Here is a 25,064-nt window from a genome sequence, read left to right as displayed (position 1 = left end):
AAGCCCGGATGTGCGCGGACCGCGTCTTGGGGGCGCGGTCCGCCCCGGGAGGAAGAGCAGGACGGTGACCGACAGCCAAAGGGTTCACTACCCCGGTCCCGTGGGGGCGGCGGCCTGCGACGTGGACGAAACACTCTCCGCGTACGAATACACGGACCTCGCGTACGAATACACAGAGATACTGTTTCCCGTTCCGCGACGCAGCGCAGGACTCCAACTGCTCGGCGAATACCAGGGATCCGGCTTCACAGAGCCCAAGTACCTGGTCCGCCGGGGCGACGGACAGGTGGTCCAGCTGTCCCGGCTGCTCTATCTGGTGGCGGAGGCCGTCGACGGCGTCCGGAACACCGAGAGCATCTCGCACCGCGTCAGCGGGCGCTTCGGGCGTGAAGTCAGCGCGGACAACGTCGAGTACCTCATCGAGAACAAACTCGATCCGCTCGGCGTCACCGTGCCCTTCGGCCAGGAGGACGATCAGGTCGCCGGTCCGACCTCCGATCTCCTCCTGGCCCTGAAGGGCCATCGGGTGATCTTCCGCGAGCGGCAGGTCGCCCGTATCGCGAAGGCCCTGGCCTGGCTGCACCGGCCACTCGTGGTGGTCCTGGTGCTGGCGGCCGCCGCCTGTATGGACTTCTGGCTGTTCGCCGTGCACGGAGCCATGAAACCGGTGCTGCAGATGCTGGAGCAGCCGGTGCTCATGCTGGCCGTGTTCGTGCTGATCGTGGCATCGCTCGTCTTCCACGAGTTCGGTCACGCCTCGGCGTGCAGATACGGCGGCGCACGGCCGGGATCCATCGGGTGCGGCCTCTATCTGATCTGGCCGTCGATGTACACCGAGGTCACCGACGTCTACCGCATCGGGCGGGGCGGCCGGATCCGGACCGATCTGGGCGGGGTCTACTTCAACGTCGTCTTCGTGCTGGGGCTTGCCTGCGCGTACTTCGTCACCGGCCAGTCCTTCTTTCTCGGCGCGGTGTACCTCGTCCACTTCGAGATCCTCGAACAGCTGATGCCGGTGGTCCGGCTGGACGGCTACTACATCCTCGGCGACCTCGCCGGAATCCCCGACCTCTTCGGCAAGATCAAACCCATCCTGCTGAGCATGGTGCCGGGCCGCCCGGTGCCTGCGGAGGTGGCCGACCTCAAGCGTCATTCGCGCATCATGGTGACCGGCTGGGTGCTGACCATGGTGCCGCTGCTCATCGGCGAGCTCGCTTACGCCCTGTGGAACCTTCCGCGGCTGCTCATCACCAGCCTCCGCTCCCTGACGGACCAGCTGGGCGGGACCTGGATGGCCTTCGTCGACGGCCAGATCGCCGCCGGACTCGTCGGCATCATCGGAAGCTTCATGCTCGTCTGCCCGCTGGCCGGCGCGGTGTACCTCACCGTACGGCTGGGCGGACGGCTCGTGAGGTACACCGTCCGGGCGACGGAGGGCAGGCCCCGGATGCGCCTGGCCCTCTGCGGGGGCCTGCTGGCGGGAGCCGGCGCACTCTGCGCGGCGTGGCTGGGCGGCATGACGCCCGAGCCGCTGCCACCGCAGCCGCCCATCACCCCGATCCTTCAGCCGAACGTTCCCACGGTGCGTCCGACGCCGTCGGCATCCGTCGACGAGCAGCCGAGCCCCGCGAGCTCGGTGCCCTCCGGCCTCACCGGCTCGCCGTCCGAGGCGGGCTCGCCGACGCCGTCAGCCGACACCAGCCCGTCCGCCGAAGCCACCACCGCGAGCAGCTCCCCGTCCGCGAGCCCCGAGAAGGCCGTTCCGACGCCCGGGCCGACGAGCCCGTCTCCGACGCCGAGCCGCACCCGCACATCGGAGCCGCCGTCGCCGACGCCCAGCGTCAGCGACACGTCCGGCACGCCGAGCGCCTCGCCGTCCGAATCCCCTTCGCCCTCGGTGACCGCCTCCGAGTCGCCGAGCGCCACGGTCAGCGAGGAACCCTCCGGACCGTGACCCCCCGAGTACCTTCCAGCACGTCCAAAGGAGCACTCAGTGACGACCCACCGAAAGCCACGAACCAGTGATGCCGGCCGCAGGGCCGCGCGTCTGGGCATCCTGGCCACCGCGTGCATGGCGGGCTTCGCCACCGCGAGCCCGGCCGGCGCGACATCGACCCAGGCGAACATCGCCCACATCGGCATCGCGATCGACGAAGCCAACGCGAAGGCCACCCCCAGGCACCGTGTCGACTACGACGACGAGTTCGCGATCCGCGAGCTCGGATCGGTCATCGGCGCCGGTGCCGTCAACAGGGCGGTCGCCCGCTCCGTCGGCTGCTCGATCGACAACCCGTGCCGGTCGGTCGCCCTGTCCTTCCAGGTCGTCACCACGACCGGCACCCTGGCGCACCTCAACGCCAAGAACACCAGCCGCGCCGTCAACGACCACTGCGAGGGCTGCCAGACGTTCGCCGGCGCCTACCAGTTCGTCGTCTCCACCCCGTACTCGTTCACCCTCAGTCGTTCGACCAGGGACCAGCTGGCCGTACTCGAAGGGCGGCTGGACGAGCTGGAGCGCAGCCGCGACTCGATCGACGTCGTCAAGAGCCGTGCCGACGACCTCGCCGCCGACGTCGTGAGCCTGCTCAAGGACGCGCTGGCAGCCGCACCGCGCGGTGCGGCGGTGGAACCGCTGCAGAGCTTCCGGCCCTCCGTGACCCTGCGGCGTCACATCGACTAGGCCGCGGACACGCCTGTAGCGAACCTTCGCCCGTCTCCCGGCTCGGGGAGCTCCTCCTCTCCCCGGGCCGGGGCGGACCCTTCTCCAGTCCTCACGGAGGGATGAACAGCCATGCGTTACCCACCTGAGCTGCGCCGCCAGGCCCTCGACCTGCTCGCCGTGGGCGAGCCCGTGAAGAAGGTCGCCGTCGATCTCGGCCTCAAGGAGCGGACGATCTACCAGTGGCGGCGCCGATACCTGCCGCACCTGCGGAGGGGACGCTCCATCCCGCATGCCGGGGCAGAACTCAACGCCGCACGCAAACGCATCACCGAGCTGGAGATCGAGCTCGCCGTCCTCAGGCGCGCGACCGATCTGCTGTGTGACGCGGTGTCCCCAAAAGAAGATTCGAGGCAGTACATGTGATCGCTCAGGGCGGTCTGCCCGTGCGGATCGCCACCAGGGTCCTCGGGGTGACCGAGTCCGGGTACTTCACCTGGCGCTCCCGCCCTCCCTCCGCACGGTCCTTCCGCCACGCCTGGCTCACCGAGGTCATCACCGTCATCCACTCCGCCTCGGGCGGCACCTATGGATATCGACGCATTCACGACGAACTGACGCTGACATACGGCATCACGATCAGCCACGGAACAGTGCAACTCCTCATGCGCAGGGCCGGTCTCCAAGGCCTCTCAGGTGATCGGCGGCGCTCGTCCGACGCGTCGTGAGCCCGAACCTTCGAGCTCCGTTACGCGAACGAGAGAGTGATCGGAGCTCAGCCATGGAATTTCCGACGTTTCCCACGCCACCACTGCCCATCGCCGCGTTCCTGCGCCCTTATCTGCGCGTGGGGGAGGACCTGCCGGCGACGCAGGCGCACCAGGTGATGCTGCACTGCGCGCTGGACGCCGCGTGCATCCCCGTGCGGCTGCCCGACACCAACGCCGTCGCCCGGATCGCCGAGCTCGACTACCAGACGGTGAGCGTCGTGATCGGCTGGCTGCGGACCCTGAGGGAGCGGTGAGCGGCGGACGGCGCGGACAAGGCCCCGGTCAGTCGGAGCCGGATCCGGATCCGGCGCCCGAGCCGTTTCCGGGACCGGAGCCGGGGACGGCGTCGGCGTCGCGCAGGAGGGATTCGATGAGCGCGGTGACGTGCCGGCGGTCGGCCACGGACAGCCGCTGAACGCTGGCGATGAGGGTGGCGACCTCGGGGTCGGCGGCGGCGGTGTCGGCCGGCTCCTCGAAGTACAGATGGATCCCGCAGGCCTCGGCTGCGGCCCTGCGCACGGAGTCCAGCGGCAACTCGAGGCCGCGCGCCAGGCCCTCCAGCGTGCTCTGCTGCGGCATACGGGTCACTCGCTCCGCAGTCGCCAGGTGATGGACGGTGGAACGCGGAATACCGCCGCGTCGCGCCACGTCGCCGTAGGACCAGCCCTGCTGCTCCAGCCGGCTCTTCACCAATTCCTGCAGTGCGTTGGCCACGGACGGTTTCTTCCTCGCTAGCGATGCGTTGACGCGTACGGGTGATGCCGAGTCTATGTCGGCGGGCGGGTGGTACTTCCAGACCAATCTTGTGAAAGAGCCTGTATGCCCACTCTGACCGAAGATCTTGCCCTCCTCCTGCTCAACGAGTCCGGCCGGAGCACCGTCGACCTGGGACGCCGCCGCTGTGCGGTGGGCGGCGCGATCCTGCTGGACCTGGTGCGGGCCGACCGGATCGCCATCGAATCTCCCGCGGCCGTGTCACCCGACGTCAGGCCCGTCGTACACGACAGTGCGCCCACCGGGGACCCGGTGCTCGACAAGGCCCTCGAGACACTCGCGGGCCGGCAGACGAGGCTGGCCTGCGTGGCGGAGACGATCGGCCGCGACTGCTGGCCGCCGCTGCTGGAGCGCCTGGTCGGACGCGGGCTGCTGCGGCAGGAGGAGGGACGGCTCCTCGGTCTCGTCCGCACCCATGCCTGGCCCCTCGTCGATCACGCGTACAAGAGCGAGGCGGTAGGGCGCATCCGCGGCGCGGTCATCCAGGGCCGGCAGCAGGACGAGCCGACCCTGCTCCTTGTCATGCTGCTGCACTCGGTCGGCGCGCTCGCGGCGGTGCTGCCGGACGAGGACCGGGGGACGGTGGAGGCGAGGGCCGGGCGGCTCGTCCGCAGCACCGTGACCGACAGCCCGTGGCACGAGGTGTTCCGGGGCCTGGACACGGCCCTCTTCACGGTACTTCTGGCGAGCTGACGCCCGGGCCGGCCCGCGCGGCCGGCCAGGCGCACACGAACCCATGCTTATGCCGTCGTAAGCACATCTCCGCGCCTTTTCAGTCACGGCTGAAACGCGACAATCGCGCGGCCAAACCTGCAAGCTCGGCAGAACAGGGCTCAATGGCCGGTTTCCGGCGCCTTACGACCGCCCGTCCGCCGGGCAAGTGCCTCGTGGGCAGGCCAGTGGCGTGTCGGGTCGGCACTGGTCGCACTCGCGCAGCTTCTCCCCACTGTGTATCAGCATGTGAACAAGATGCTTACCGCATCGCACAGTTGGGATCAAAATGCAACATGTAGTGTTTCAGCCAAAGTCGACAAACGATCTTGGCTGCGATGGGTCGACTTGTGGACCATATTCCCGTCGGCAGCCAGGGGACGGGGAACCACTGCCCGACGATTGATCCCCCGTCCCACCGGACGCGGGGGAAGGCGCGCGGAGAAGGGTTGTCGTGGAACGCTACTTCACCACCGAGAGACACGAGGAGCTACGACAGCGTGTGCGTGACTTCGCCGAACGCGAAGTGCGCCGCCGAATCGAGGAGATGGAGGCCCGGCGCGGGGTCTCCCACGAACTGTCCCGGCTGATAGCACGTCAGGGCTGGATCGGCGCGACCGTGGACGAGGCCTACGGCGGAATGGGTGCCGGGCACCTGGCCAAGACCATCATCATCGAAGAGCTGTCGCGCGTCAGCGGAGCGATGGGAGCGATGGTCCAGGCGTCGCAGCTGGGCACGGCCAAGATCATCCACTTCGGCAACGCCGTCCAACGACAGACCTGGCTGCCCCGCATCGCCGCCGGCGAATGCCTGCCGACGATCGCCGTCACCGAGCCGGAATCGGGCGGCCACGTCCTGGGCATGGGCAGCACCGCGGTCCGCGACGGCGACGACTACATCCTCAACGGCCGCAAGGTCTTCGTCGGCAACTCCCACGTCGGCGACCTGCACGGTGTCGTCGTCCGCACGGGTCCCGGTTCCAAGGGGCTTTCGGCCTTCCTCGTCGAGTCCCACCGCCCCGGCTTCTCGCTCGCCGAGCACCAGCCCGCCATGGGCCTTCACGGGTTCTCGTTCGGCGAGCTGATATTCGACAACTGCCGGGTTCCGGCGGCCAACCTGCTCGGCGCGGAAGGCCAGGGCCTGGCGGTCGCCTACAGTTCGTCGATCCTCTACGGGCGCCCCAACCTCACCGCGGTCAGCCTGGGCATCCACCAGGCCATCCTCGAAGAGACGACCGCCTTCTGCATCGAGCGCGAGAGATACGGCAAGCCGCTCGGCGAGCTCGGCACCATCAAACTCAAGCTGGGCAGGATGCAGTCACGGCTGATGACGGCCCGGCTGGCGGCCTACCACGCCGTGCACTCGCTGGACCACGGGCTTCCCTGCGACCCGGAGCTGATGAATGCCAAACTCCTCAACCACGAGTACGCCATCGAGTCGGCTCGCGACGCCATGGAGATCCACGCTGCGGCGGGCCTGTTCACCAACCGCCCCATCGAGCGGTATCTGCGCGACGCTCAGCACATCTACGCCCCGGCCGGAACCTCCGACGTCCAGCTGCTGAGGCTGGGCGAACTGGCCCTCGGCACGGCCAAGGGGCAGTGGTCCGAGCGCCTGTCCGACCTGGTGCGGACAACACCGGCGGAGCACCGCCAGGAGGAGCAGCTGGCGACGGCCGGCCGTTCCGTGTGAAACGCGAGGGAGCCACGGACACAGCGCCGTGCCCGCGGCTCCCGCAGTGGGATCAGGCGCCCTCCGCACAGGAAGGCACGCCTTCCTCAGTGGCCGTCCTCGATGTCGTGGATCCGGCGGACCAGTTGCTCCGCCATCGCCTTGATCGTCTCCACACCCTCCTGGCCCCACTCCCGGGTCTCCGTGTCCACCACGCAGATCGTTCCCAGCGTGATGCCGGTCCTCGTGTCGATCAGGGGCGTACCCAGGTAGGCGCGGATGCCCAGTTTGTCGATGACCGGGTTGCCCGCGAACCGGGGATAGGCGCAGACATCGCCCAGCGGCATGGCCTTGCGGCGCGTGACGACGTGCGGGCACCAGCCGTGGTCCTTCGGCATCTCCCGGCCGACCGGCTCCTGCTGCTGCGGCAGTTCCACGCCGCCCTGGTCGGGCTCCTGTGAGTAGAGCCCGGCGAAGAACTGGCGGTCCTCGTCGATGAAGTTGACCATGGCATAGGGAGCGCCCGTTATATGGGCCAGGTGCTTGGCGAACTCGTCGAACTCCGGGACCGGGGCGTCACCGATCCCGATCTCCCGCAGCCTGGCCACACGGGCGGCCGCCTGGGGATCCTGCGGGGTTGCGAGCCGATGGCTCGGGTCATAGGGGGCGTACGGTTCAGGGCTGGTCGACATGGGAGCTCCGTTCGACTGGAGTGTTCGGCTGAGCTGAGTCGGGGGGTCAGCGCAGGTAGGGCTCCGCCGCCGGGGTCGCGGGAACGGAGCTGCTGAGCACGTGCTGTACGAGTTCGACCAGCACGCGGGTGCCCGAGCTGGAGATCCGGGCGTCGCACATCACGATGGGCACGTTGCCCCTCAGATCGAGGGCGGCGCGCACCTCGTCGGGGCTGTAGCGGTACGCGTTGTCCCACTCGTTGACCGCCACGACGAACGGTATGGAGCGGCGCTCGAAGTAGTCGACGGCGGCGAAGCACTGGTCCAGCCTGCGGGTGTCGGCGAGCACCACGGCGCCGAGGGCCCCGTTCGACAGCTCGTCCCACATGAACCAGAACCGCTCCTGGCCGGGCGTGCCGAACAGATAGAGGACGGTGTTCTCGAGGGAGATCCGGCCGAAGTCCATCGCCACGGTGGTGGTCGACTTGTCCTCGACGCCGTCAAGGTTGTCGGTCGCCGCGCTGACGGCCGTCAGCAGCTCCTCGGTGCTCAGCGGGGTGATCTCGCTGACCGCTCCGACGAAGGTGGTCTTGCCCACCCCGAAACCACCCGCGATCAGGATCTTCAGGGCTGTGGGGAAGGGGTCAGAGCCGCTTGCGAAGCCCACGCAGCACCGCCTCCAGGGTCTCTCGGTCGGTTGGGATTGCGGCCTCGATGGCATGGGGCGCCTTCGTGATGAGCGCCTTGTGCTCAGCGAGGTCGCTGATCAGGACTTTCGTGATGACGGCCGGCTGCCCGATGTGGGCGGCCAGCTCGGCCACGGAGACGGGGACGGCACGGCACAGGTCGAGGATCTGGTCATGGTCGGGCCCGAGATACATCTTGGGCTTGCTGCCCGTGGCCACCACGAGGGTGAGAAGGTCGAAGTCCGCCGATGGCCGGGTGCGCCCGCCGCTGACGGTGTAGGGCCGTACTAACCGGCCGGCGTCTTCGTCCATCCACATCCCGTCCTGCGCGTCCGCCTCCTCAGAACCCCGCATCGAGAGGCACGTTCGTCGCTCGACGGGCGGGCGTGGCAAGGTGCGGGCGGGCCTTCTTGACCAGCATGCCCATCTCGTATCCCAGAACGTCGGGAAGGGTCTCGGGCCCCGCCAGGACGGCCAGGACGGCGCCGGACCCCGCCGAGGACACGAACAGCAGCGCGGTGTCGACCTCCACGACGACCTGGCGCACCTGGCCGCCGCCGCCGAACCGGCCCGCGACGCCCTTGCCTAGCGAAGACAGCCCGGAAGCGATGGCCGCAAGACTGTCGGCATCGTCATCGGTCAGTCCGACAGCGGCCTTCTTCAGTCCGTCGGAGGACAGCAGCAACGCGTGCCGCGTGCCTGGCACCGCGGTCAGCAGATTCTGCAGGAGCCAGTCGAGTTCCTGGCCGGTGGAACGGATATCGCTCATTGGTGACGATCTTCTCCTGTTAGTGAGGGGTGCCTGCGGCTAGCGAGAGTCGTCCGACGGAATCTCGCCCGCGTCCTCGGCACGGTGGAAGCCCCCCGTAAAAGCGGTCCAGTTGTGCAATGTGGGCTCCACGTCCTGCTCGTCCCCGGTCACAGCGGTGCCGAGATCCTCCCTGAGCTGCGGGACCAGGTGCTGCTGCGCGTGGCGCTTCGGCAGCTGCGGCCGCCCCTCCTGGGCCTCGACGTGGTACGCCGACCCGTAGTCGCGCGGCGGAGGCGGCTCGGCGGCCCGCGAGTGCTGCTGCGGTACGTGCGCCGACATGGTCACGGGCCGCACCTCGGGCAGCGGCTGCGCCATCGTCGCCGGGGGAGCGGGCAGCGGGTACGCCGCAGGCGCCGCCTGGACGGCGGAACGGTGGACGGGAACCGCCGCGGCGGGGCGGGGCACGTCGGCCGGCGCCTGACGCGGCGCCTCGTGCCGCTCGGGGGACTCGTCACCGAGCAGCCGGTGCGGGATCACGACGACGGCCTGGACGCCGCCGTAGATGTTCCGCCGCAGCTGTACCGCGATGCCGTGCCGGCGGGCCAGTTCGGCGACCACGAACAAGCCGATGCGGCCGTCCGCGAGAAGCTTGCTGATGTCGAACTCGTGAGGGTTGGCGAGCAGCGCGTTGAACCGAATCTGGTCCTCCTGCTGCATGCCGAGGCCACGGTCCTCGACCTCCACCGCCAGTCCGGCCGCGACCTTCTGGGAGCTCAGGAGAACGTTCGTGTGCGGCTTGGAGAACACCGTGGCGTTCTCGACGAGTTCGGCCAGCAGGTGGATGACGTCGGCGACGGCGTGACCGTGGACGGTTCCCTCGATCTCCGGCACGAGCTTGACCCGGGAGTACTGCTCGACCTCGGCGATCGAGGACCTGAGCACCTCCATGACGCTCACCGGCTTGCTCCACTGGCGGCGGGAGACGGCGCCGCCGAGCACCGCGAGGTTCTCCGCGTAGCGCCGGTTGCGGGTCAGCAGGTGGTCGACCTGGAACAGGCGCTTGAGCAGCTCGGGGTCCTCGACCTCGTGCTCGAGCTCGTCGATCTCGCCGATCGCGCGATGGACGAGGGACTGCAGCCGTCGGGCGAGATTGGCGAAGACCTCGGCCCTCTCCTTGCCCTCGTTCTCCGAGTGGAGCGCGGGGGGCTGCGCCACCTGTATGAGAGCCGCCGCGGCGTGTCCACGGAGGAGGGCGATCTCGTGCGCGAGACGGTCGACCGCGCTCGCTTCGGAGGAGGTGGGATGGGGGTAAGGAGGCTGCTCGGGCCGCTCACCGTGCTCCAGGCGGCGCACCATGTCCTGGAGGTCCGCCTGGCCACGGGCGGCGGACTGCTGCAGGGCCGCGTACCGGCGCGACGTGGCGCGGGTCTCGGCATTGGCGGCGACCACGGCGCCGGCCAGGCAGCTGCAGCCGAGCACGACGGCGGCGGCCAGCACGCCCCAGGTGGCGGCGTCGGCGGTTCCCTCCTGCAATCGCAGGACGATGACGACGACGGCGATGGAGACCACCGCGAGGGCGGCCACGGGGAGAACGGCAAGGCGAAGGAGACGGGAGCGGGTGGCGGGATCCAGCCCCGGGTCCTGGGCCGGAGACCTGCTGTGTCTCTTGCGTTGCCGTGCCGCGGCCGCGCCCGCCGGCTGACCGGCGGCCGGGCGTGCTGCATAGGTCGGTTCAGGCATCGGAGTCCTCTCGATCAGCCAGTACGGACACACACCGACGCACCGCAGGCTGCCCACCAATAGACGTACGTGGTGGGGCAGTTAAATGCGTCGATACCCTACGCCACTCTCATTCAGGTGGCGTAATCGCACCGACGTACCAGGTGCTTCGGAAATGCGCCGAACAACTGACTAAGCGAGTGCCCGCCGTTGTGTGTCACTGCATACGCAATAACGACCTGCGAGACAAGGTCTCCGGCAGCCTCAGAGGGGCTCGGGCAGCGGTGCCCGGCCGGCGCCGGAATGGATCTGTTGGATGAGGGTGGCGTAGGCGGCGATCATCCTGGTCCGGCTGAACCGCTCCCGGCTGAGGGCCAGGGCGGGGGCGAAGCGGCCGCCGTGCGCTGCCGCTTCGCCCCAGGCCAGGGCGATGGCGTCGGGGTCGGACGGGGTGAGGTACCCGTGCCCGGCCACGAGCGCGGCGCAGTCGCCGACATCGGTCGCGACCGGGACGGCGCCGCACATCATGCCCTCGATAAGACTCAGCGGTGCCGCCTCGCCGGAGGAGGAGGTCAGGGTCACCACGTCGGCGGCGGCGTACACGGCCTCCATGTCGCACCGCACCCCGAGCAGGGACATCCGCTCGGCCAGCCTCGGCTCGTCGCCGAAGGCGGCCGCGATGTCGGTACGCAGGCCGGGGTTGGCCGCGGTCATGCCCGCACCGCACATCAGGACGCGCCCGTCGGGCTCCCGCCGCAGCCAGGACCGGGCCGCACGCAGGAACAGCGGGACGTTCTTCATGGCGGCGTAGCGTGCCGCGAAGACGACGACGGGGGCGTCATCCGATATCCCGAGCGCCGCCCGCAGCCCGGCCCGGCGGTCCGGGTCCGGGCGGAAGCGCAGCAGGTCCACGCCGTTGGGTATGACATGCAGTAGCCCCGCCGGGACGCCTGCGGCCTCGTATGCCGCACGGGTCGACTCCGCGCAGCAGATCGCGGCGGCGATCCTGCCGTCGGCGACCGCCCGCCTGAGTTCGTCGAGGGCCGGCCCCTGGTTCTCCGGGTCGGAGCGGTGCAGGCACACCACGACGGGCCTGCGCGGCAGCCCCGCCTGGTTGAGCAGTTCGAGCGGCTGCTCCTTCAACGACAGGATGACGTCGGCGCCCGCCGTGGCCCTGGCCGTCGCGGCCAGCTCGGGCCCGGTGAACGCCCCCGGGCCGGCGCCGAGGCCCCGCCCCAGCGTGCCGACCTGCACTCCGGCCGCCGTCAGCGACCGATAGCAGGCGTCGTCCTGCATCCGCTGAGTGGTCGCCTCGCGGTGCATTTCGCCGTTGATACTCAGCACCGTATGGCGCTGCCCGCTCTCGTGGAGCCCCATCACGACATCGCTGTGGACGATCCGGGCTCCTCCGGAGAAGAAGCCTTCGTAGACCGACAGCACACGGAGTTCTTCCATCGCGTGCACCTTTTGCCTGTCCCGCATCACGGGAGCTGTTTTACGCCCGTGATCTGCGGGTTGCCCGCTATGAGGAGCCATGAAGCTTGCGCGTTTGTGAACTCGAAGTTTCGATTTCCGGCACGCGCGGTTACGTGACTCGGGGGTAGGCCCGCGTTACCGGGCGCCAGCCCCCAGGGGGTGCCGGCCTCAGCTCACCGGTCCGCGATCAAGCAAAGCGAAAGGGCGTCCTCGGAAACCGAGAACGCCCAGGTCAGCGACCTAATCGCTAGTGCGCCGCCAGGGACTCGAACCCCGGACCCGCTGATTAAGAGTCAGCTGCTCTAACCAACTGAGCTAGCGGCGCTTGCTGACGAAGAAAATACTACCTGGTCCCGAGGGGTGCTCATGACCACCCGCGGCGACGGAGAGCGCGGGCCTTCGGCAGGCCCGGCGCTCTCTTACCCCGACCCCTGGATCGCCGACTAGAGCGCCAGTGACAGCACCACCGGCGCCGCCTCCCGGTTGAGCGTGTCCGCCGCATGGCGCAAGCGGTAGGCGTGCTCGATCGGGAGGGAGAGCGCGAGGCAGCCGACGGCGGAGCCGGCCGTGACCGGGACGGCCGCGCAGACCGTGCCCACGGCGTATTCCTGCAGGTCGAGCACCGGCACCGTGGGCGGCTGGGCGTCGAGCCTGTTGAGCAGGACGCGCTCGTTGGTGATCGTCCGGGAGGTCAGCCGGGCCATCTTGTGACGGGACAGGTGATCGCGGCGGCCGTTCAGGTCGAGCTGGCCGAGCAGACTCTTGCCGATCGCGCTGGCGTGCGCGGCGGAGCGGAAGTCCACCCACTCGTTGACCTTGGGGGTGCGCGGGCCGTCGGCGTACTGCGTGATGCGGATCTCGCCGTCGACGTACCGGCTGAAGTAGACCGCCGCGCCGACGGAGTCGCGCAGCTTGTCCAGGGTGTTCTGGAGCTTGTCACGCAGGGCCTGGTCGCGGCCCTGTGCGGAGCTCAGCCTGGTCAGGGCGTCGCCCGCGGTGTACGCGCCGTCGGCCAGCCGCTCGATGTACCCTTCGCGGCGCAGCATTCGCAGCATCGGGGCGAGCCGCTCGGTGGGCAGCCCCGTGTCCCGTGCGAGCTCGGCGGTGGTCACTCCGCCGCCTCGCCGGGAGATGATCTCCAGGAGACGCAAGGTGTGCTGCACCGAGTGGTGCGGCACGGTCGGTTCGTGCTTCAGCGCCACGGCTTCCCCCTGCTATGGGCCGGTTCCGGACAGCTGGGCCGCATACCACGATAGCCGTCAAAGGGCCCTCGCGGACCGTTTGTTGACGAGATAGGTGGCGCGTTCCATGCCTCTCAGCAGGAACGCGCCACCCTGGCATATGCCAGGGTCATTCCCCGGCGCCACTGCCTCGGAGATTGCCGTTCGCGATCATGAAGCGTCAGAGGACCGCGCTGAGAAATTCCCTCGTCCTCTCCTGCTCCGGATCACCGAAGATCTTTTCGGGTGCCCCGGATTCGACGACTCGCCCGGAGTCGAACATCAACACCTGGTCCGATATATCCCGCGCGAAGTTCATCTCGTGGGTGACGCAGAGCATGGTGATGTCCGTGGTGCGCGCGATGTCGCGCAGGACGTCCAGAACTCCGGCGACGAGCTCCGGGTCGAGGGCGGAGGTCACCTCGTCCAGAAGCAGGATCTCCGGGCGCATCGCCAGGGCGCGGGCGATCGCCACCCGCTGCTGCTGGCCGCCGGAGAGCTGCGTCGGATGCGCGGTGATCTTCTCCTGCAGTCCGACCAGTTCCAGGAGTTCTGTGGCGCGGTCCTCGGCCTCGGCGCGGTCAAGCCCGAGGACGTTGACCGGCGCCTCGGTGATGTTCTGCAGCACGTTCATGTTGGGGAACAGGTTGAACTGCTGGAAGACCATTCCGATCTTCTTGCGGATCTCACGCTGGTACTTCTCGTTGGCGGGCTTGAGCGTGCCGTCCTGGGTGACCATGTGGGAGAGCGGCTGACCGGCCACCCGGATGACGCCCTCACTGGCCTTCTCCAGCGTCATCAGCAGACGCAGGATGGTGGTCTTGCCGGAGCCGCTGGGGCCGATCAGGGTGACGTGCCGTCCGCGCTGCACGGTGAAGTCGAGGTGGTCAAGGACGACGTGGTCGCCGTATCGCTTGACCACCTGGTCGAACTCCACCAGGTGCCCCGGCGGCGCGACGGCCGGGCTCACGCCCGCCGCGCTGTCCTCGGGATTCGTCTTCTGCAGGGGGTCAGTGGCCAAGGCGCTTCTCCAGCTTTCTCATCAGAAGCGAGGTCGGGTAGCTCGCCAGCAGGAAGATCAGGCCCGCGAGCGTGAATGTCTCGGCGTACGCGAAGTGGAACGCTCCGTACTCCCGGGCCTGGGCGACCATCTCCATGACCGTGATGACGGCCAGGAACGGGGTCTCCTTGAACATGGAAATCGCGTAGTTGCCCAGTGCGGGCAGTACATTGCGCACCGCCTGCGGCAGGATCACGGCCCCCCACGTCCGTCGCTGCGACATGGACAGCGCCCGGCATGCCTCCCACTGGCCCTTCGGTACGGCGTCGATGCCCGCCCGGTACACCTCTGCGAGGTACGAGGCGTAGTGGATGCCCAGCACGGCGATGCCGATGGTGAGGGGACTGAATGAGGGGAACACGGCGTAGGCGCCGACGAGCTGCACCAGCATCGGTGTCGACCGTACGAACTCGGTGACCGCCCGCACCGGCATGGTCACCAGCGGGGTCGGTGCACGTCCGGTCATCGCGACGACCAGTCCGAGCACGGCGGCCACCAGGGTGCCGAGAACCGTCGCCAGCAGGGTCGTCCGGAAGCCGTCCCACAGCAGTGGCAGCGACTCGCGGACGGCGTCCCAGTTCCAGTCGTAGTTCATCGGGTGCCTCCGGCCATCTCGGACCGCTGCGCTGTCTCGGCGCTGCGGCTGCGCAGCAGGCTGCGGGCGCCCTCGTGTCGGCCGAGCCGCGACTTGGTGTGGCGTTCCAGCGCGTTCATCAGCAGGGTCAGTGCGTAGGCGAGCACGAAGTACATGAGCAGCAGGGTCAGGTACGCGGCTGACGACGAGCCCGTGCGGTCACGCATCTGCTGGATCACCGTCGTCAGGTCGGCCGCCGAGATCAGCCACAGCAGCGGCGTGCACTTGAGCAGCTGGATCAGCAGATTCGTGAAGGGCGGGATCATCTGCACCCAGGCCTGGGGAAGGATCACCCGGCGCATTCGCTGTAGCGGCGTCATGTTCAGCGCGACGGCCGCCTCCCACTGCGCCCTCGGTACGGCGTTCAGGGCGCCGCGCACGATCTCGGAGCCGTACGCGCCGTAGTTCAGGCCGAACGCAACCACACCGCAGAACAGTGGGGTCAGCTGGTAGCCGGTCATCAGCGGGAACGCGTAGTAGAGCCAGAACAGCTGGACGTACAGCGAGGTGCCGCGGAAGAACTCCACGATCACCCGCGACGCCCCCCGCACGAGCACGGGCCGGCTGTTCGCCATGAAGCCGAACACAAAGGACAGGGCGAGGGCGACGGCCGAACCGAGGAGTGTGGCCGTGAGCGTCACCCCGAGCCCCGACCAGACCTGTGACAGATGGTTGATGAAATAGGAGAAGAAATCACCCATGCGGAGGCGTCCCCGTCAGCCCTTGCACAGGTCGGCGGTCTTCAGGTCCGCCGGCGGGAGCTCGGACTTGCCGAAGCCGTACTTACCGATGAGCTGCACGTAGCGGTCCGGGTCCGAGGTGATCTTCTTCAGCTCCTTGTCGAAGGCGTCCACCAGCTCCTCGTCGCCCTTGCGGAAGACGGCGCCGCCCGGGCTGTACTGCTTCTTGCCGTCGATCACGGGCACGAACGGCTCGGTGACCTCCACACCGGTGTTGGTCTTGGCGAGCCACTTCAGCGAGATGCCGGTCAGCAGGAAGGCCTCGATCCGGCCGGACTTGACCGCGTCCGCGCCGTCCTGTGGCTTCTGCAGCGTCTTGATCTTGCTGCCGGATACCCCGGCTGCGGTGGCGTAGCTCTTCTCCACGGCGCCTGACATCACACCGATCGTGACGCCGGCCTTCATGGCCGATGCCAGGTCGGAGAGGTTCTCGGGGTTGCCCTTCTTCACCATCATCGCGGTGGGCGAGATGAACTCCGGCTCCGAGAACAGCGCGGCCTGGCAGCGCTCCGGAATGATGGCCATACCAGCGCTGATCACGTCGTACTTGCCGGCTTGCAGGCCGGGGATCAGGCCGTCCCACTCGGAGAACGTCGGACGCAGCTCGTCGACGCCCAGGGCTTTGAAGATCTCCTTGTGGAGGGTCGGGGCCTCGCCCTTGAGCTGCCCGTTCTCCTCGTACCCGTAGGGGGCTTCGTTCGCATAGGCCACCTTCACGTAGCCCTGCTTCCTCAGCTGCTGGAGCTTCCCGCCCTTGCTGTTGCTGCCACTGGCGCTCTCCGTCTTGCTGCACGCTGTGAGGAGTCCAGGGACGGTGAGCAGACTGCCGACAGCCGCAGTTCTGGTGAGGAAACCCCTGCGGGACAGGTTCGGGAACTCGGTCATGGGCGTGCAACCTCCATGTAAGCCCTGCCAGATGTAGCCAGTGGAGGCGCCTGCCCGATGTCGGTGTCCTATGCGGCCAGACCAGTTGATGTAATACAACGGTGATCTGACGGTGACCTTTTCGTTTCCCGGTTGCGGGGGAATGGGTCCCCCTGCTGCCGGGGAGTGTGGTGGCATGACCGATCGTTATCTGGAGCTCTCCCTCGCCAAGCGAGGTGTCCGATGCACCGCGAAGCTGCTCGACGACCGGGCCCCGGTCACGTGTGCGGCGGTGTGGGACGCGCTGCCGCTCGGCAGCGACGTCTACCACGCGAAGTACGCCAGGAACGAGATCTACGCCCTCTTTTCGGCCTTCGCCGCCCAGGAACCCCCACTCGAGAACCCGACGGTGACCCCCATCCCCGGCGACCTCTGCTACTTCTCCTTCTCCGGCACGGAACTGGGCACGCAGGCCTACGGGTACGAGCCCGGCGCCGGTGTCCGCCCCGGCTCGACAGTCGTCGACCTGGCTCTGTTCTACGAGCGGAACAATCTGCTGCTCAACGGGGATGTGGGGTGGGTGCCGGGGATTGTCTGGGGTCAGGTCGTGGACGGTCTGGATCGGATGGCGGAGGCGTGCAACGACTTGTGGCGGGCCGGGGCGTTGGGGGAGACGCTCAGCTTTCGGCGGGCGTAGGCCTCCACTGCAGCTCGGCCCACACCGTTTTGCGGGGGATCGGGCCTGGTGTGACGCCCCAGCGGTCGGCGAGGGCTTCGCTCGGCCGTGGGCCGTTCAACAGCGGTGGCGAATGGTCGCCCGGTCTCCGATCCCAGGCAGCTCCGTATCCTTCGTGGCGTACGCGTCGGAAAACTGAGCCCCTCTAAAAGGCGGGCCGCGCCACCCCCGCCGCCCCTGCCTCGTACAGCGCGTGCGCGGCCCGTAGGACGAGGTCGTCCCGGTGGCGGGCCGCCACCAGCTGCAGCCCCACCGGTAGCCCGGCACCGTCCAGGCCCACCGGGACCGACGCCGCGGGCTGCTGCGTCAGATTGAAGGGGTACGTGAACGGAGTCCACCCCGTCCACCGCCGGTGGCCGGACCGCGCCGGTACCTCCGCCCCCGCTTCGAAGGCGGTCAGCGGCAGCGTCGGGGTCACCAGCAGGTCGTGCGTCTCGTGGAAGCGGCCCATCCGGCGGCCCAGGTCCATCCGTACGTCCACTGCCGCCAGATAGTCGAGCGCGCTGTAGCGGGCCCCGTACCCGCAGATCTCCCGCAGCCCAGGATCCAGCAACTCCCGCTCGGCGGCGGAGAGTTTCTGTGCCACCCGTGCCGCCCCGCTGAACCACAGGGTGTGGAACGCCTCCACCGGCTCGGTGAAGTCGGGGTCCGTCTCCTCCACGTACGCCCCCAGTTCCGCGAGCCGCTCCACCGCGCGGCGTACCGCGGCCGCCACGCCCGGCTGGACCGCGACCTGGCCGCCCAGCGACGGGGAGTACGCGATGCGCAGGCCTCGCACCCCGCCGTCCAGCGCGTCCCGGAAGCCGACCGAGGCCGGCCCCAGGTGGGACCAGTCGCGCGCGTCCGGGGCGCCGATCACGTCCATCATCAGCGCCGCGTCCGCCGCGTCCCTGGTCATCGGCCCGACGTGCGACAGCGTCCCGAAGGCGCTCGCCGGGTACAGCGGCACCCGCCCGTATGTCGGCTTCAGCCCGAAGATCCCGCAGAACGCGGCGGGGATACGGACGCTGCCGCCCCCGTCCGTGCCCAGCGACAGCGGCCCCGCGCCGAGCGCCACGGCCACCGCGCTGCCGCCGCTGGAGCCGCCCGCGGTGCGCGAGGTGTCGTACGGGTTGCGGGTGACGCCGGAGAGGGGTGAGTCCGTGACGCCCTTCCAGCCGAACTCGGGGGTGGTCGTCTTGCCCAGGAAGACCGCGCCGTGCTCGCGCAGCCGTGCCACCGACGGTGCGTCCTCGTCCCACGCGCCCTCGGGGCGGACGGTTCGCGAGCCCCGAAGCGTGGGGCCGCCGCGCAGCAGCAGGATGTCCTTCACCGAGACGGGTACGCCGTCCACGAGACCGGCCGGTTCGCCGCGTCCCCAGCGCCCCGCGGACTCCTCGGCCCGTGCGAGCGCGTCGTCCGCGTCCACGCGTACGAAAGCGTTGACCGCCGGCTCCGTCTCCCCGATGCGGCGCAGTGCCGCGCGGGTGGCGTCGACGGGGCTGAATTCCCCCTTGCGGTAACCGTCGATGAGCTGTGTCGCGGTCAGTTCGGTGAGCTCGGTCATTCGCTCTCCCTGGTTGGCGCGTTGGCGACGGGCAGTGCGTGACTGGCGTGACTAGGGGCAGTGCGCGATCAAGCCGGTGCGCGTGATCAGCGCCCCGGTACATACCCACGTTTTTTGTCGACCACGTTGAGCAGCGGCCTCCCCGCCTCCCACCGCTCGTACAGCTCGACGAACTGCGCCCCGAGCTGGTCCCGCCAGCCCACCGTGTCGCCGCTCATGTGCGGCGAGACGATCAGGCCGGGGGCCTCCCACAGCGGGCTGTCCGGCGGCAGGGGCTCGTGTTCGAACACGTCGAGGGCGGCGCCCGCGATCCACCGCTTCGACAGCGCCTGCGCCAGGTCCTTCTCGACGACGAGTGCCCCGCGGCCCACGTTGATGAACCGCGCCGACGGCTGCATCACGCCGAACCGCCGCTCGTCGAACATGCCGCGCGTCTCGTCCGTGAGCGGCGCCGCGCACACCACCCAGTCGGCGCGCGCCATCAGCCGGTCCAGGTCCTCCGGGCCGTGGATACCGGTCCGCGGTGCCCGGCCCACCAGAGCCGTGATCACGCCGAGCGCCTTCAGCGTCCTCTCGATCGTCCGGCCGATCGGGCCGGAGCCGACCACGCACGCGCGCGTGCCCGCCACCCGCTGCGTCTCGCGGTGGCGCCATGTGCGCTCCCGCTGCAGGTCCCACGTCCGCGGCAGATCCTTGGCCATGGCCAGGACGAGAGCTGCCACGTACTCGGCGATCGGCTGGTCGAAGATGCCGCGCGCGTTCGTCACGACGGTGTCGGACGCGACGAGTTCCGGGCAGAGAACGTGGTCCACGCCCGCGCTCGCGGTGTGCACCCAGCGCGGCCGCGGTCCGTCGCCGGGCCAGGCGCGGCGTACCGCGTCCGATGCGAAGTCCCACACCAACAGCACGTCCGCGTCCGGAAGTTGGGCGGCCAGCGAGGCCTCGTCGGCATGGACGACCCGGGCGCGTCCCGTCAGCCGTCCCAGCCGCGGCGGTGGCTCGGCGTCCAGAACAAGAAGGGTTACTTCGGACATCGGGGGGAAACCGTTTCGCAATGCCGGTCCGCTTCTCTCGATGGATTGCCTGTGCCGGTCAGGGCGGTCAGGGCGGTCATGGCGGTCATGGCCGTGACCGGAGTCGGTCGGAGATGTGCGGTCGATGATCGGTCTGTCGTCGGAGACGTACGGTCTGAGGTGTGCGGATTGACCACGCTGGCACCCGAACCTACCGTCGTCAACACAGTCCCGACGTCCCGGCGTGCGCCGGCTCCCGCTTCTCCTCCCGGCCGACGGCCCTCGCGGCCCCCGGCCAGGCGCTTCTTCCGCACAACTGCTCACCTTCAGTGAACAGGGGCCTGGTCATGGACGTCTCCTTCCTCGGTGGACCCCACCCGCAGCGCGGTGTCGGTGTCGTCGCCCCCTTCGACTTCGCACTCGACCGCGAGCTGTGGCGCTGGGTCCCGGACGACGTCTCGCTGCATCTCACCCGCACGCCGTATGTGCCCGTCGAGGTCAGTCTCGACCTGGCGCGACTGGTCAGCGAGCACGAGACGCTCGACGAGGCGGTCCGGGCGCTGAGCGCCGCCGAGCCGGAGGTCCTTGCCTACGCCTGCACGTCGGGCAGTTTCGTGGGCGGCATCGCGGGTGAGCGTGCCATGTGCGAGGCGATGACCCGCGCCACGGCCGACGAGCGGCTCCCCGCGCTGACCACATCGGGTGCGCTGCTCGAGGCCCTGGACGAGCTGGACGCCCGGCGGATCGCCCTGGTCACCCCGTACACGGTGTCGGTCACCAGGGCCTTGGAGGAGTATCTGGCGGAAGCGGGCGTACACGTGACCGGCCGCGCCTGCCTCGGCCTGACCCGGCACATCTGGAAGGTGCCGTACCGCGACGTCGTCGCCATGGCGAGGCATGCTGTACGGGGAGCGGCGGACGCCCTCTTCATCAGCTGTACGAATCTGCCCACGTACGACGTGATCCCTCAGCTGGAGGCCGAGCTCCGGATACCGGTGATCTCGGCCAATCAGGTGACGATGTGGTCGGCGCTGCGCCGTCTGGGTACGCGGGCGGTGGGGCCGTATCAGGCGCTGATCGATCCCGGCGCGAGGCCGGGCGCGGCGCAGCTCGACCCCCCTGCCCTGCCCGACGGACCTCCCCCCTTGCCCTGACGCCAGGGGGCTTCCCAGCGAAGGAGGCTGGACGTGACCGCACTCGGATTCCTGTACCCGGGCCACTCCGCCGAGGACGACTACCCGCGCATCGAGCAGCTGCTGGGCAGCGACATCCGGCTCGCGGTGATCCACACGGACATCGGCGAGGACGCCCACCGCGTCGACGCGCTGCTTGAGATGGGGTCGCCGGAGCGGCTCGCGGCCGGGGTCGAGGAGCTGCGGCTGGCCGGCGCCGAGGCGGTGGTGTGGGCGTGCACCAGCGGCAGCTTCGTGCACGGCTGGGAGGGCGCCCAGGAACAGGTGCGGTCGCTGGCCATGGCGGCGGGCCTGCCCGCGTCCAGCACCTCGTTCGCGTTCGCCCACGCCGTACGGGAGGTGGGTGCGGGGCGCGTCGCGATCGCGGCGACGTACCCGGACGACGTGGCCGCGCTGTTCGCCGCGTTCCTGAAGGCCTCCGGCACGGAGGTCGTCTCCGTGCGGGGGAGCGGCATCATGACGGCGGCCGAGGTCGGCACGTGGGGGCGCGACGAGGTCAGGGAGCTGGCCCGGAGCGGCGACCATCCGGACGCGGAGGCCGTCCTGCTCCCCGACACGGCCCTCCACACGGCGGCCCACATCCACGACCTGGAACAGGAGCTCGGCAAGCCCCTGCTCACCGCCAACCAGGTCACGGTCTGGGAGGCCCTGCGCCTGGTCTCGCGACGCGTGAACGCGCCGCGGCTCGGCGCACTCTTCACGAAGGAGCCGATCGTGCAGGTGAAGGGGTAGGGCTGGAGGGAATAACCGGAGTCCCCCTCCTGTTGGCACATCGCGCGCAATGCGACGTACGAACCAGGAGGCACCCCCACCGTGTCAGTGGACGAACCCAACGAGGGACCCAGCACCGGACCCGACGAGATCCGCGGCAAGGCCCAGGGCACCGCAACCGTGCCCCTGTCCGTACTGGACCTGGTGACCGTCGGTGCGGGCCGCACCGCCACCGACGCCCTGCGCACCAGCGTCGAGATGTCACGCCTCGCGGAGAGCCGCGGATTCCACCGCTACTGGGTGGCCGAGCACCACTCCATGCCCGGCGTCGCCTCGTCGTCGCCCGCCGTGATCCTCGCCCATCTGGCGGCCCACACGGACCGGATCCGCCTCGGCTCGGGCGGTGTCATGCTCCCGAACCACGCGCCTCTCGTCATCGCCGAGCAGTTCGGCACGCTGGAGGCGATGGCCCCGGGCCGCATCGACCTGGGGCTCGGCCGCGCACCAGGCACGGACGGTGCGACCGCCGCCGCCTTGCGCCGCACGGACCGGCCGCACGAGGGCGCCGACGACTTCCCGCAGCAACTCGCGGAGCTGACCCGCTTCCTGGACGACGACTTCCCGGACGGCCACCGGTACACCCGTATCCACGCCGTCCCCGGGCCGGTCCAGTCGACGTCTCCCGGCGGCGTGCAGTCCCCGCACCGGCCGCCGATCTGGCTGCTCGGCTCCTCCGGGTTCAGCGCCCGGCTGGCCGGAGTCCTCGGCCTGCCGTTCGCCTTCGCGCACCACTTCTCGGCCCAGAACACCCTGCCGGCGCTCGATCTGTACCGCGACTCCTTCCAGCCGTCCGAGGTGCTGGACGCCCCGTACGCCCTGATCGGCGTCTCGGCGCTGGCCACGGACGACGAGAAAGAGGCCCGCCGCCAGGTGCTGGCCGCGGCCCTGAACATGGTCCGGCTGCGCACCGGCCGCCCCGGCCTGGTCCCGACCCCGGAGGAGGCCGAGTCGTACCCCTTCAACTCCCTGGAACGCGAGTTCATCGACGGCTGGAACGCGAACGTCGTCCACGGCACCGCCGACCAGGTCCGCGCCGGCCTCGACGACCTCCAGAAGCGCACGGGCGCCGACGAGCTGATGATCACGGCGAACGCGCACGGCGGCGACGTGCGGGTGCGCTCGTACGAACTGATCGCGGACGCGTACGGGATGCCGCGCGCCTGAGCGGACCCTGTGCCCACGTGGCGGGGGCGCCCGCATGGCAGGGTGCCCCCTTCGCCTGTCAGGCCCCGGCGCCGGTCAGCAGCTCCGAGATGCGGTCCGGCGTCACGGGGCGGGAGTACAGCCACCCCTGCCCCGTATCGCACCCGATACGCCGCAACCGGGTCGCCTGACCGGAGGTCTCCACGCACTCCGCGGTGACCGTCAGCCCCAGCCGGTGGGCGAGCTGCACCAGAGCCTCGACGATGACCTCGTCGGCGGGGTTGGGATGCGTCCCGTCCTCGTACCGGAACCCCCGTACGAACGAGCCGTCCAGCTTGAGCACCGACACGGGCAGCCGGCTGAGATACGCGAGGTTCGAGTACCCGGTGCCGAAGTCGTCGATGGCGATCCGCACGCCCATGTCGCTCAGGGCCTGGAGGGCCTGCAGCGGCCGCCCCGCGGAGCCCATCACGGCGGACTCGGTGAGCTCCAGCTGCAGCAGACGCGGGGCGAGGCCCGTGTCCGCGAGGATGGCCGCGACGTCGCCGACCAGGTCGGAGTCCCAGACCTGGCGCACCGCCACATTGACGCTCACGAAGACCGGCTCCACGCCCGGGTGGTCCAGCTGCCACTGCCGGGCCTGGCGGCAGGCGGTGCGCAGCACCCAACGGCCGAGCTGGACGATCGAGCCGTCCTCCTCCGCCAGTCCGATGAACCGATTCGGCGTCAACGTTCCGAACTGCGGGTGATGCCAGCGCACCAGCGCCTCGACTCCGTGCAGCCCCCCGTCCTCCATGCCCACCAACGGCTGGTACTCCAGGGCGAACTCACCGCGGTCGACGGCGGGCCGCAGCGTGGACGACAGCGCCTGGCGGGTCATCCGGTGGGCGTTGCGCTCGGGGTCGAAGAGCGTCCAGCGGGCCTTGCCGTCCGCCTTGGCCCAGTACAGCGTGGTGTCCGCGGCCTGCATCAGCCCCGTCGCGCTGGTGTCCGCGGCCCGCCGCTCGACGACACCGATGGACGCCGACACGGACAGCCGCTGCCCCGACAGGTCGAACGGCTCCTGCAGGGCCTGCAGCACGGACTCGGCCAGCTCCGCGAGCTGTTCCGTGCCCGTCGAGTCCTCCACCAGCAGCGCGAACTCGTCGCCGCCGAGCCGTGCGACGAGGGGAGTGGCGGCCCGGGTGTGACCGGCCTGGTCCGCGCAGCGCGTGAGCCGTTCCGCGACGGCCGCAAGCAGCCGGTCGCCGACCCGGTGGCCCAGTGTGTCGTTGACCGCCTTGAACCCGTCGAGGTCGAGATAGCACAGCCCGATCCGCCCGGTGCCGTCCTCGTACGGCCCCGTATCCAGGGCCGCCGCCAGGCGCTCGAAGAACAGGGTCCGGTTGGGCAGCCTGGTCACCGGGTCGTGCATCTGCAGATGGCGCAGCCGCGCCTGGAGTTCTCGGCGGACGCTGATGTCCCGGACCGAGAGCAGCACCGCGTCCTCGCCGCCGTCGTCCGGCAGCGGAGCGACCGTGATCTGGGCCCATACCGAGTGCCCGTCGGGATGTTTGAGGCGGCGGGTGCAACGCAACTTGGCCTGCCGGCCGCGCAGGACGTCGCGGTACGCATGCCAGGTGCGGGTGTCGGACGCCAGGTCCACCAGGTCCGCGGCGGTCTGCCCGGCCAGTGCCTCGGGGTCCCCGCCGTAGAGGGCGGCGAGTGCTTCGTTGGCGTAGCGGACGAGTCCCTCGCGGTCGACGACGGCCATGGCGAGCGGGGCGGCGGCGAAGGCGGTCTGCACGGCGCCGGGCTCGTCGTGCACGACGTCAGGGCCGGACCCCAGGCCGTCGCGGCCGAGCGGGGTTGCGCGACGCTCCGTGACGGCCGGCCGGATGAGATCCGCCTCGGGCGCCGGGTCTTCGGACGTTCCGCTCACCGTTCGCTCCCGCAGTGCAGTCCATCTCGGTCAGGGCCACGGGGCGCTCCCCAAGCCGTTCCTGCTGCGGGGAAAAGGCGGTCACCGACTGGGGATGGACCGCCTGAGCCCCGTCCGCGCAGGAAATCGTGCCGATCATAGAGGCCGGCCGCCGGCCCGTTCCAGCCTCGATCCGGCGATACGCCGCACCCCTGCACGACGCCAGATCGTTTTTGCCCAGGCCGGGCCAGGGTTCCTTCGACGGATGACCGCTTGTGACATTGCGTGAACATCCGGGGTGTCGTAGGGCTCACCCGAGTGGTTCAGATAAACAGGGCGAACATCAACAAATCAA

26 protein-coding genes and 1 tRNA gene are annotated in these 25,064 nt (G+C 69.6%); 11 read left to right on the top strand and 16 right to left on the bottom strand.

Going from position 1 to position 25,064, the window contains the following annotated elements; genetic code table 11:
* The first annotated feature begins 64 nt into the window (after positions 1-64).
* From ACWD4J_RS09890 to ACWD4J_RS09870, 5 genes are all read left to right on the top strand, one after another.
* On the top strand, positions 65-1,954 hold the full coding sequence (locus ACWD4J_RS09890) for a M50 family metallopeptidase (RefSeq protein ID WP_451394817.1): 1,890 nt from the start codon (positions 65-67) through the stop codon (positions 1,952-1,954).
* Between the two features lie 39 nt (positions 1,955-1,993).
* Positions 1,994-2,680 carry a hypothetical protein gene (locus ACWD4J_RS09885; protein ID WP_451394816.1) on the top strand — a complete coding sequence of 229 codons (687 nt, stop codon included), beginning with the start codon at positions 1,994-1,996 and terminating at the stop codon, positions 2,678-2,680.
* Positions 2,681-2,791: 111 nt separating this feature from the next.
* Positions 2,792-3,085 carry a transposase gene (locus ACWD4J_RS09880; protein ID WP_451394815.1) on the top strand — a complete coding sequence of 98 codons (294 nt, stop codon included), beginning with the start codon at positions 2,792-2,794 and terminating at the stop codon, positions 3,083-3,085.
* Positions 3,082-3,387, top strand: a complete 306-nt coding sequence (locus ACWD4J_RS09875) for an IS3 family transposase (RefSeq protein ID WP_451394814.1) — start codon at positions 3,082-3,084, stop codon at positions 3,385-3,387. The genes ACWD4J_RS09880 and ACWD4J_RS09875 overlap by 4 nt, the downstream gene beginning before the upstream one ends.
* A gap of 53 nt (positions 3,388-3,440) precedes the next feature.
* Complete coding sequence (locus ACWD4J_RS09870; RefSeq protein ID WP_451394813.1) at positions 3,441-3,683, top strand: hypothetical protein; 243 nt, start codon at positions 3,441-3,443, stop codon at positions 3,681-3,683.
* A 28-nt stretch (positions 3,684-3,711) separates the two neighbouring features.
* Here the strand turns inward: ACWD4J_RS09870 and ACWD4J_RS09865 are convergent, their stop codons facing one another.
* Entirely contained in the window at positions 3,712-4,143 is a 432-nt protein-coding gene (locus ACWD4J_RS09865) for a helix-turn-helix domain-containing protein (RefSeq protein WP_451394812.1), read from the bottom strand.
* 105 nt (positions 4,144-4,248) lie between these two features.
* On the opposite strand from ACWD4J_RS09865, the gene ACWD4J_RS09860 reads away from it, so the two are divergent.
* Together ACWD4J_RS09860 and ACWD4J_RS09855 are read left to right on the top strand one after the other, a co-directional pair.
* Positions 4,249-4,896 (top strand): GOLPH3/VPS74 family protein, encoded by a 648-nt coding sequence (locus ACWD4J_RS09860; protein ID WP_451394811.1) that lies wholly within the window; start codon positions 4,249-4,251, stop codon positions 4,894-4,896.
* 472 nt (positions 4,897-5,368) lie between these two features.
* Positions 5,369-6,607 (top strand): acyl-CoA dehydrogenase family protein, encoded by a 1,239-nt coding sequence (locus tag ACWD4J_RS09855; protein WP_451394810.1) that lies wholly within the window; start codon positions 5,369-5,371, stop codon positions 6,605-6,607.
* A gap of 86 nt (positions 6,608-6,693) precedes the next feature.
* On the opposite strand, the gene ACWD4J_RS09850 is transcribed toward ACWD4J_RS09855, so the two are convergent.
* The 12 genes from ACWD4J_RS09850 to ehuB all read right to left on the bottom strand — a co-directional run bounded on the left by ACWD4J_RS09850 (position 6,694) and on the right by ehuB (position 16,428).
* Entirely contained in the window at positions 6,694-7,278 is a 585-nt protein-coding gene (locus ACWD4J_RS09850; RefSeq protein ID WP_451394809.1) for a GAF domain-containing protein, read from the bottom strand.
* A gap of 46 nt (positions 7,279-7,324) precedes the next feature.
* The gene (locus tag ACWD4J_RS09845) at positions 7,325-7,924 is read right to left on the bottom strand and encodes a GTP-binding protein (protein ID WP_451394808.1); all 600 of its coding nucleotides are present in this window, start codon (positions 7,922-7,924) and stop codon (positions 7,325-7,327) included.
* Positions 7,902-8,261, bottom strand: coding sequence for a DUF742 domain-containing protein (locus tag ACWD4J_RS09840; protein ID WP_451394977.1), 360 nt, complete (start codon positions 8,259-8,261; stop codon positions 7,902-7,904). Before ACWD4J_RS09840 ends, ACWD4J_RS09845 begins: the two co-directional genes overlap by 23 nt.
* Positions 8,262-8,283: 22 nt before the next feature.
* On the bottom strand, positions 8,284-8,712 hold the full coding sequence (locus tag ACWD4J_RS09835) for a roadblock/LC7 domain-containing protein (RefSeq protein WP_451394807.1): 429 nt from the start codon (positions 8,710-8,712) through the stop codon (positions 8,284-8,286).
* Positions 8,713-8,751: 39 nt separating this feature from the next.
* Positions 8,752-10,434: a sensor histidine kinase gene (locus tag ACWD4J_RS09830; protein ID WP_451394806.1), complete on the bottom strand. Its 1,683-nt coding sequence runs from the start codon at positions 10,432-10,434 to the stop codon at positions 8,752-8,754.
* Positions 10,435-10,677: 243 nt separating this feature from the next.
* Positions 10,678-11,853 (bottom strand): glycosyltransferase, encoded by a 1,176-nt coding sequence (locus tag ACWD4J_RS09825; protein WP_451394976.1) that lies wholly within the window; start codon positions 11,851-11,853, stop codon positions 10,678-10,680.
* A 287-nt stretch (positions 11,854-12,140) separates the two neighbouring features.
* A tRNA-Lys gene (locus ACWD4J_RS09820) sits at positions 12,141-12,214 on the bottom strand.
* Positions 12,215-12,332: 118 nt separating this feature from the next.
* A complete protein-coding gene (locus ACWD4J_RS09815; protein ID WP_451394805.1) occupies positions 12,333-13,091 on the bottom strand; it encodes an IclR family transcriptional regulator in 759 nt (252 codons plus the stop codon).
* Positions 13,092-13,290: 199 nt separating this feature from the next.
* A complete protein-coding gene (gene ehuA, locus ACWD4J_RS09810; RefSeq protein WP_451394804.1) occupies positions 13,291-14,130 on the bottom strand; it encodes an ectoine/hydroxyectoine ABC transporter ATP-binding protein EhuA in 840 nt (279 codons plus the stop codon).
* Positions 14,120-14,764, bottom strand: coding sequence for an ectoine/hydroxyectoine ABC transporter permease subunit EhuD (ehuD, locus tag ACWD4J_RS09805; RefSeq protein ID WP_451394803.1), 645 nt, complete (start codon positions 14,762-14,764; stop codon positions 14,120-14,122). The genes ehuA and ehuD overlap by 11 nt, the downstream gene beginning before the upstream one ends.
* Positions 14,761-15,504 (bottom strand): ectoine/hydroxyectoine ABC transporter permease subunit EhuC, encoded by a 744-nt coding sequence (ehuC, locus tag ACWD4J_RS09800; protein WP_451394802.1) that lies wholly within the window; start codon positions 15,502-15,504, stop codon positions 14,761-14,763. Before ehuC ends, ehuD begins: the two co-directional genes overlap by 4 nt.
* 15 nt (positions 15,505-15,519) lie before the next feature.
* Positions 15,520-16,428, bottom strand: coding sequence for an ectoine/hydroxyectoine ABC transporter substrate-binding protein EhuB (gene ehuB / locus ACWD4J_RS09795; protein ID WP_451394801.1), 909 nt, complete (start codon positions 16,426-16,428; stop codon positions 15,520-15,522).
* Positions 16,429-16,603: 175 nt separating this feature from the next.
* On the opposite strand from ehuB, the gene ACWD4J_RS09790 reads away from it, so the two are divergent.
* Positions 16,604-17,104 (top strand): DUF3830 family protein, encoded by a 501-nt coding sequence (locus tag ACWD4J_RS09790; RefSeq protein ID WP_451394800.1) that lies wholly within the window; start codon positions 16,604-16,606, stop codon positions 17,102-17,104.
* Positions 17,105-17,288: 184 nt separating this feature from the next.
* On the opposite strand, the gene ACWD4J_RS09785 is transcribed toward ACWD4J_RS09790, so the two are convergent.
* Positions 17,289-18,689, bottom strand: a complete 1,401-nt coding sequence (locus tag ACWD4J_RS09785) for an amidase (RefSeq protein WP_451394799.1) — start codon at positions 18,687-18,689, stop codon at positions 17,289-17,291.
* Positions 18,690-18,775: 86 nt separating this feature from the next.
* Positions 18,776-19,723: a D-2-hydroxyacid dehydrogenase gene (locus ACWD4J_RS09780; RefSeq protein WP_451394798.1), complete on the bottom strand. Its 948-nt coding sequence runs from the start codon at positions 19,721-19,723 to the stop codon at positions 18,776-18,778.
* A 326-nt stretch (positions 19,724-20,049) separates the two neighbouring features.
* Between ACWD4J_RS09780 and ACWD4J_RS09775 the strand changes: the two genes are divergently transcribed.
* From ACWD4J_RS09775 to ACWD4J_RS09765, 3 genes are all read left to right on the top strand, one after another.
* Complete coding sequence (locus tag ACWD4J_RS09775; protein WP_451394797.1) at positions 20,050-20,856, top strand: maleate cis-trans isomerase family protein; 807 nt, start codon at positions 20,050-20,052, stop codon at positions 20,854-20,856.
* Positions 20,857-20,889: 33 nt separating this feature from the next.
* Positions 20,890-21,627 carry a maleate cis-trans isomerase family protein gene (locus tag ACWD4J_RS09770; RefSeq protein WP_451394796.1) on the top strand — a complete coding sequence of 246 codons (738 nt, stop codon included), beginning with the start codon at positions 20,890-20,892 and terminating at the stop codon, positions 21,625-21,627.
* An 81-nt stretch (positions 21,628-21,708) separates the two neighbouring features.
* Complete coding sequence (locus tag ACWD4J_RS09765) at positions 21,709-22,830, top strand: LLM class flavin-dependent oxidoreductase (protein ID WP_451394795.1); 1,122 nt, start codon at positions 21,709-21,711, stop codon at positions 22,828-22,830.
* 58 nt (positions 22,831-22,888) lie between these two features.
* On the opposite strand, the gene ACWD4J_RS09760 is transcribed toward ACWD4J_RS09765, so the two are convergent.
* Positions 22,889-24,730, bottom strand: coding sequence for a putative bifunctional diguanylate cyclase/phosphodiesterase (locus ACWD4J_RS09760; protein ID WP_451394794.1), 1,842 nt, complete (start codon positions 24,728-24,730; stop codon positions 22,889-22,891).
* Between the last annotated feature and the right edge of the window lie 334 nt (positions 24,731-25,064).

Source organism: Streptomyces sp. NPDC002577 (assembly GCF_053594815.1).
This window is presented reverse-complemented; position numbering and strand designations above follow the sequence as displayed.

What these genes read in the sequence shown, in the direction of transcription:
- ACWD4J_RS09785 (WP_451394799.1), bottom strand. Translation starts at nt 18,689, where the DNA reads ATGACCGAGCTCACCGAACTGACCGCGACACAGCTCATCGACGGTTAC.
- ACWD4J_RS09850 (WP_451394809.1), bottom strand. Translation starts at nt 7,278, where the DNA reads ATGTCGACCAGCCCTGAACCGTACGCCCCCTATGACCCGAGCCATCGG.
- ACWD4J_RS09830 (WP_451394806.1), bottom strand. Translation starts at nt 10,434, where the DNA reads ATGCCTGAACCGACCTATGCAGCACGCCCGGCCGCCGGTCAGCCGGCG.
- ACWD4J_RS09880 (WP_451394815.1), top strand. Translation starts at nt 2,792, where the DNA reads ATGCGTTACCCACCTGAGCTGCGCCGCCAGGCCCTCGACCTGCTCGCC.
- ACWD4J_RS09775 (WP_451394797.1), top strand. Translation starts at nt 20,050, where the DNA reads ATGGACGTCTCCTTCCTCGGTGGACCCCACCCGCAGCGCGGTGTCGGT.
- ACWD4J_RS09780 (WP_451394798.1), bottom strand. Translation starts at nt 19,723, where the DNA reads ATGTCCGAAGTAACCCTTCTTGTTCTGGACGCCGAGCCACCGCCGCGG.
- ACWD4J_RS09790 (WP_451394800.1), top strand. Translation starts at nt 16,604, where the DNA reads ATGACCGATCGTTATCTGGAGCTCTCCCTCGCCAAGCGAGGTGTCCGA.
- ehuC (WP_451394802.1), bottom strand. Translation starts at nt 15,504, where the DNA reads ATGGGTGATTTCTTCTCCTATTTCATCAACCATCTGTCACAGGTCTGG.
- ACWD4J_RS09840 (WP_451394977.1), bottom strand. Translation starts at nt 8,261, where the DNA reads ATGTGGATGGACGAAGACGCCGGCCGGTTAGTACGGCCCTACACCGTC.
- ehuB (WP_451394801.1), bottom strand. Translation starts at nt 16,428, where the DNA reads ATGACCGAGTTCCCGAACCTGTCCCGCAGGGGTTTCCTCACCAGAACT.
- ACWD4J_RS09835 (WP_451394807.1), bottom strand. Translation starts at nt 8,712, where the DNA reads ATGAGCGATATCCGTTCCACCGGCCAGGAACTCGACTGGCTCCTGCAG.
- ehuD (WP_451394803.1), bottom strand. Translation starts at nt 14,764, where the DNA reads ATGAACTACGACTGGAACTGGGACGCCGTCCGCGAGTCGCTGCCACTG.
- ACWD4J_RS09860 (WP_451394811.1), top strand. Translation starts at nt 4,249, where the DNA reads ATGCCCACTCTGACCGAAGATCTTGCCCTCCTCCTGCTCAACGAGTCC.
- ACWD4J_RS09870 (WP_451394813.1), top strand. Translation starts at nt 3,441, where the DNA reads ATGGAATTTCCGACGTTTCCCACGCCACCACTGCCCATCGCCGCGTTC.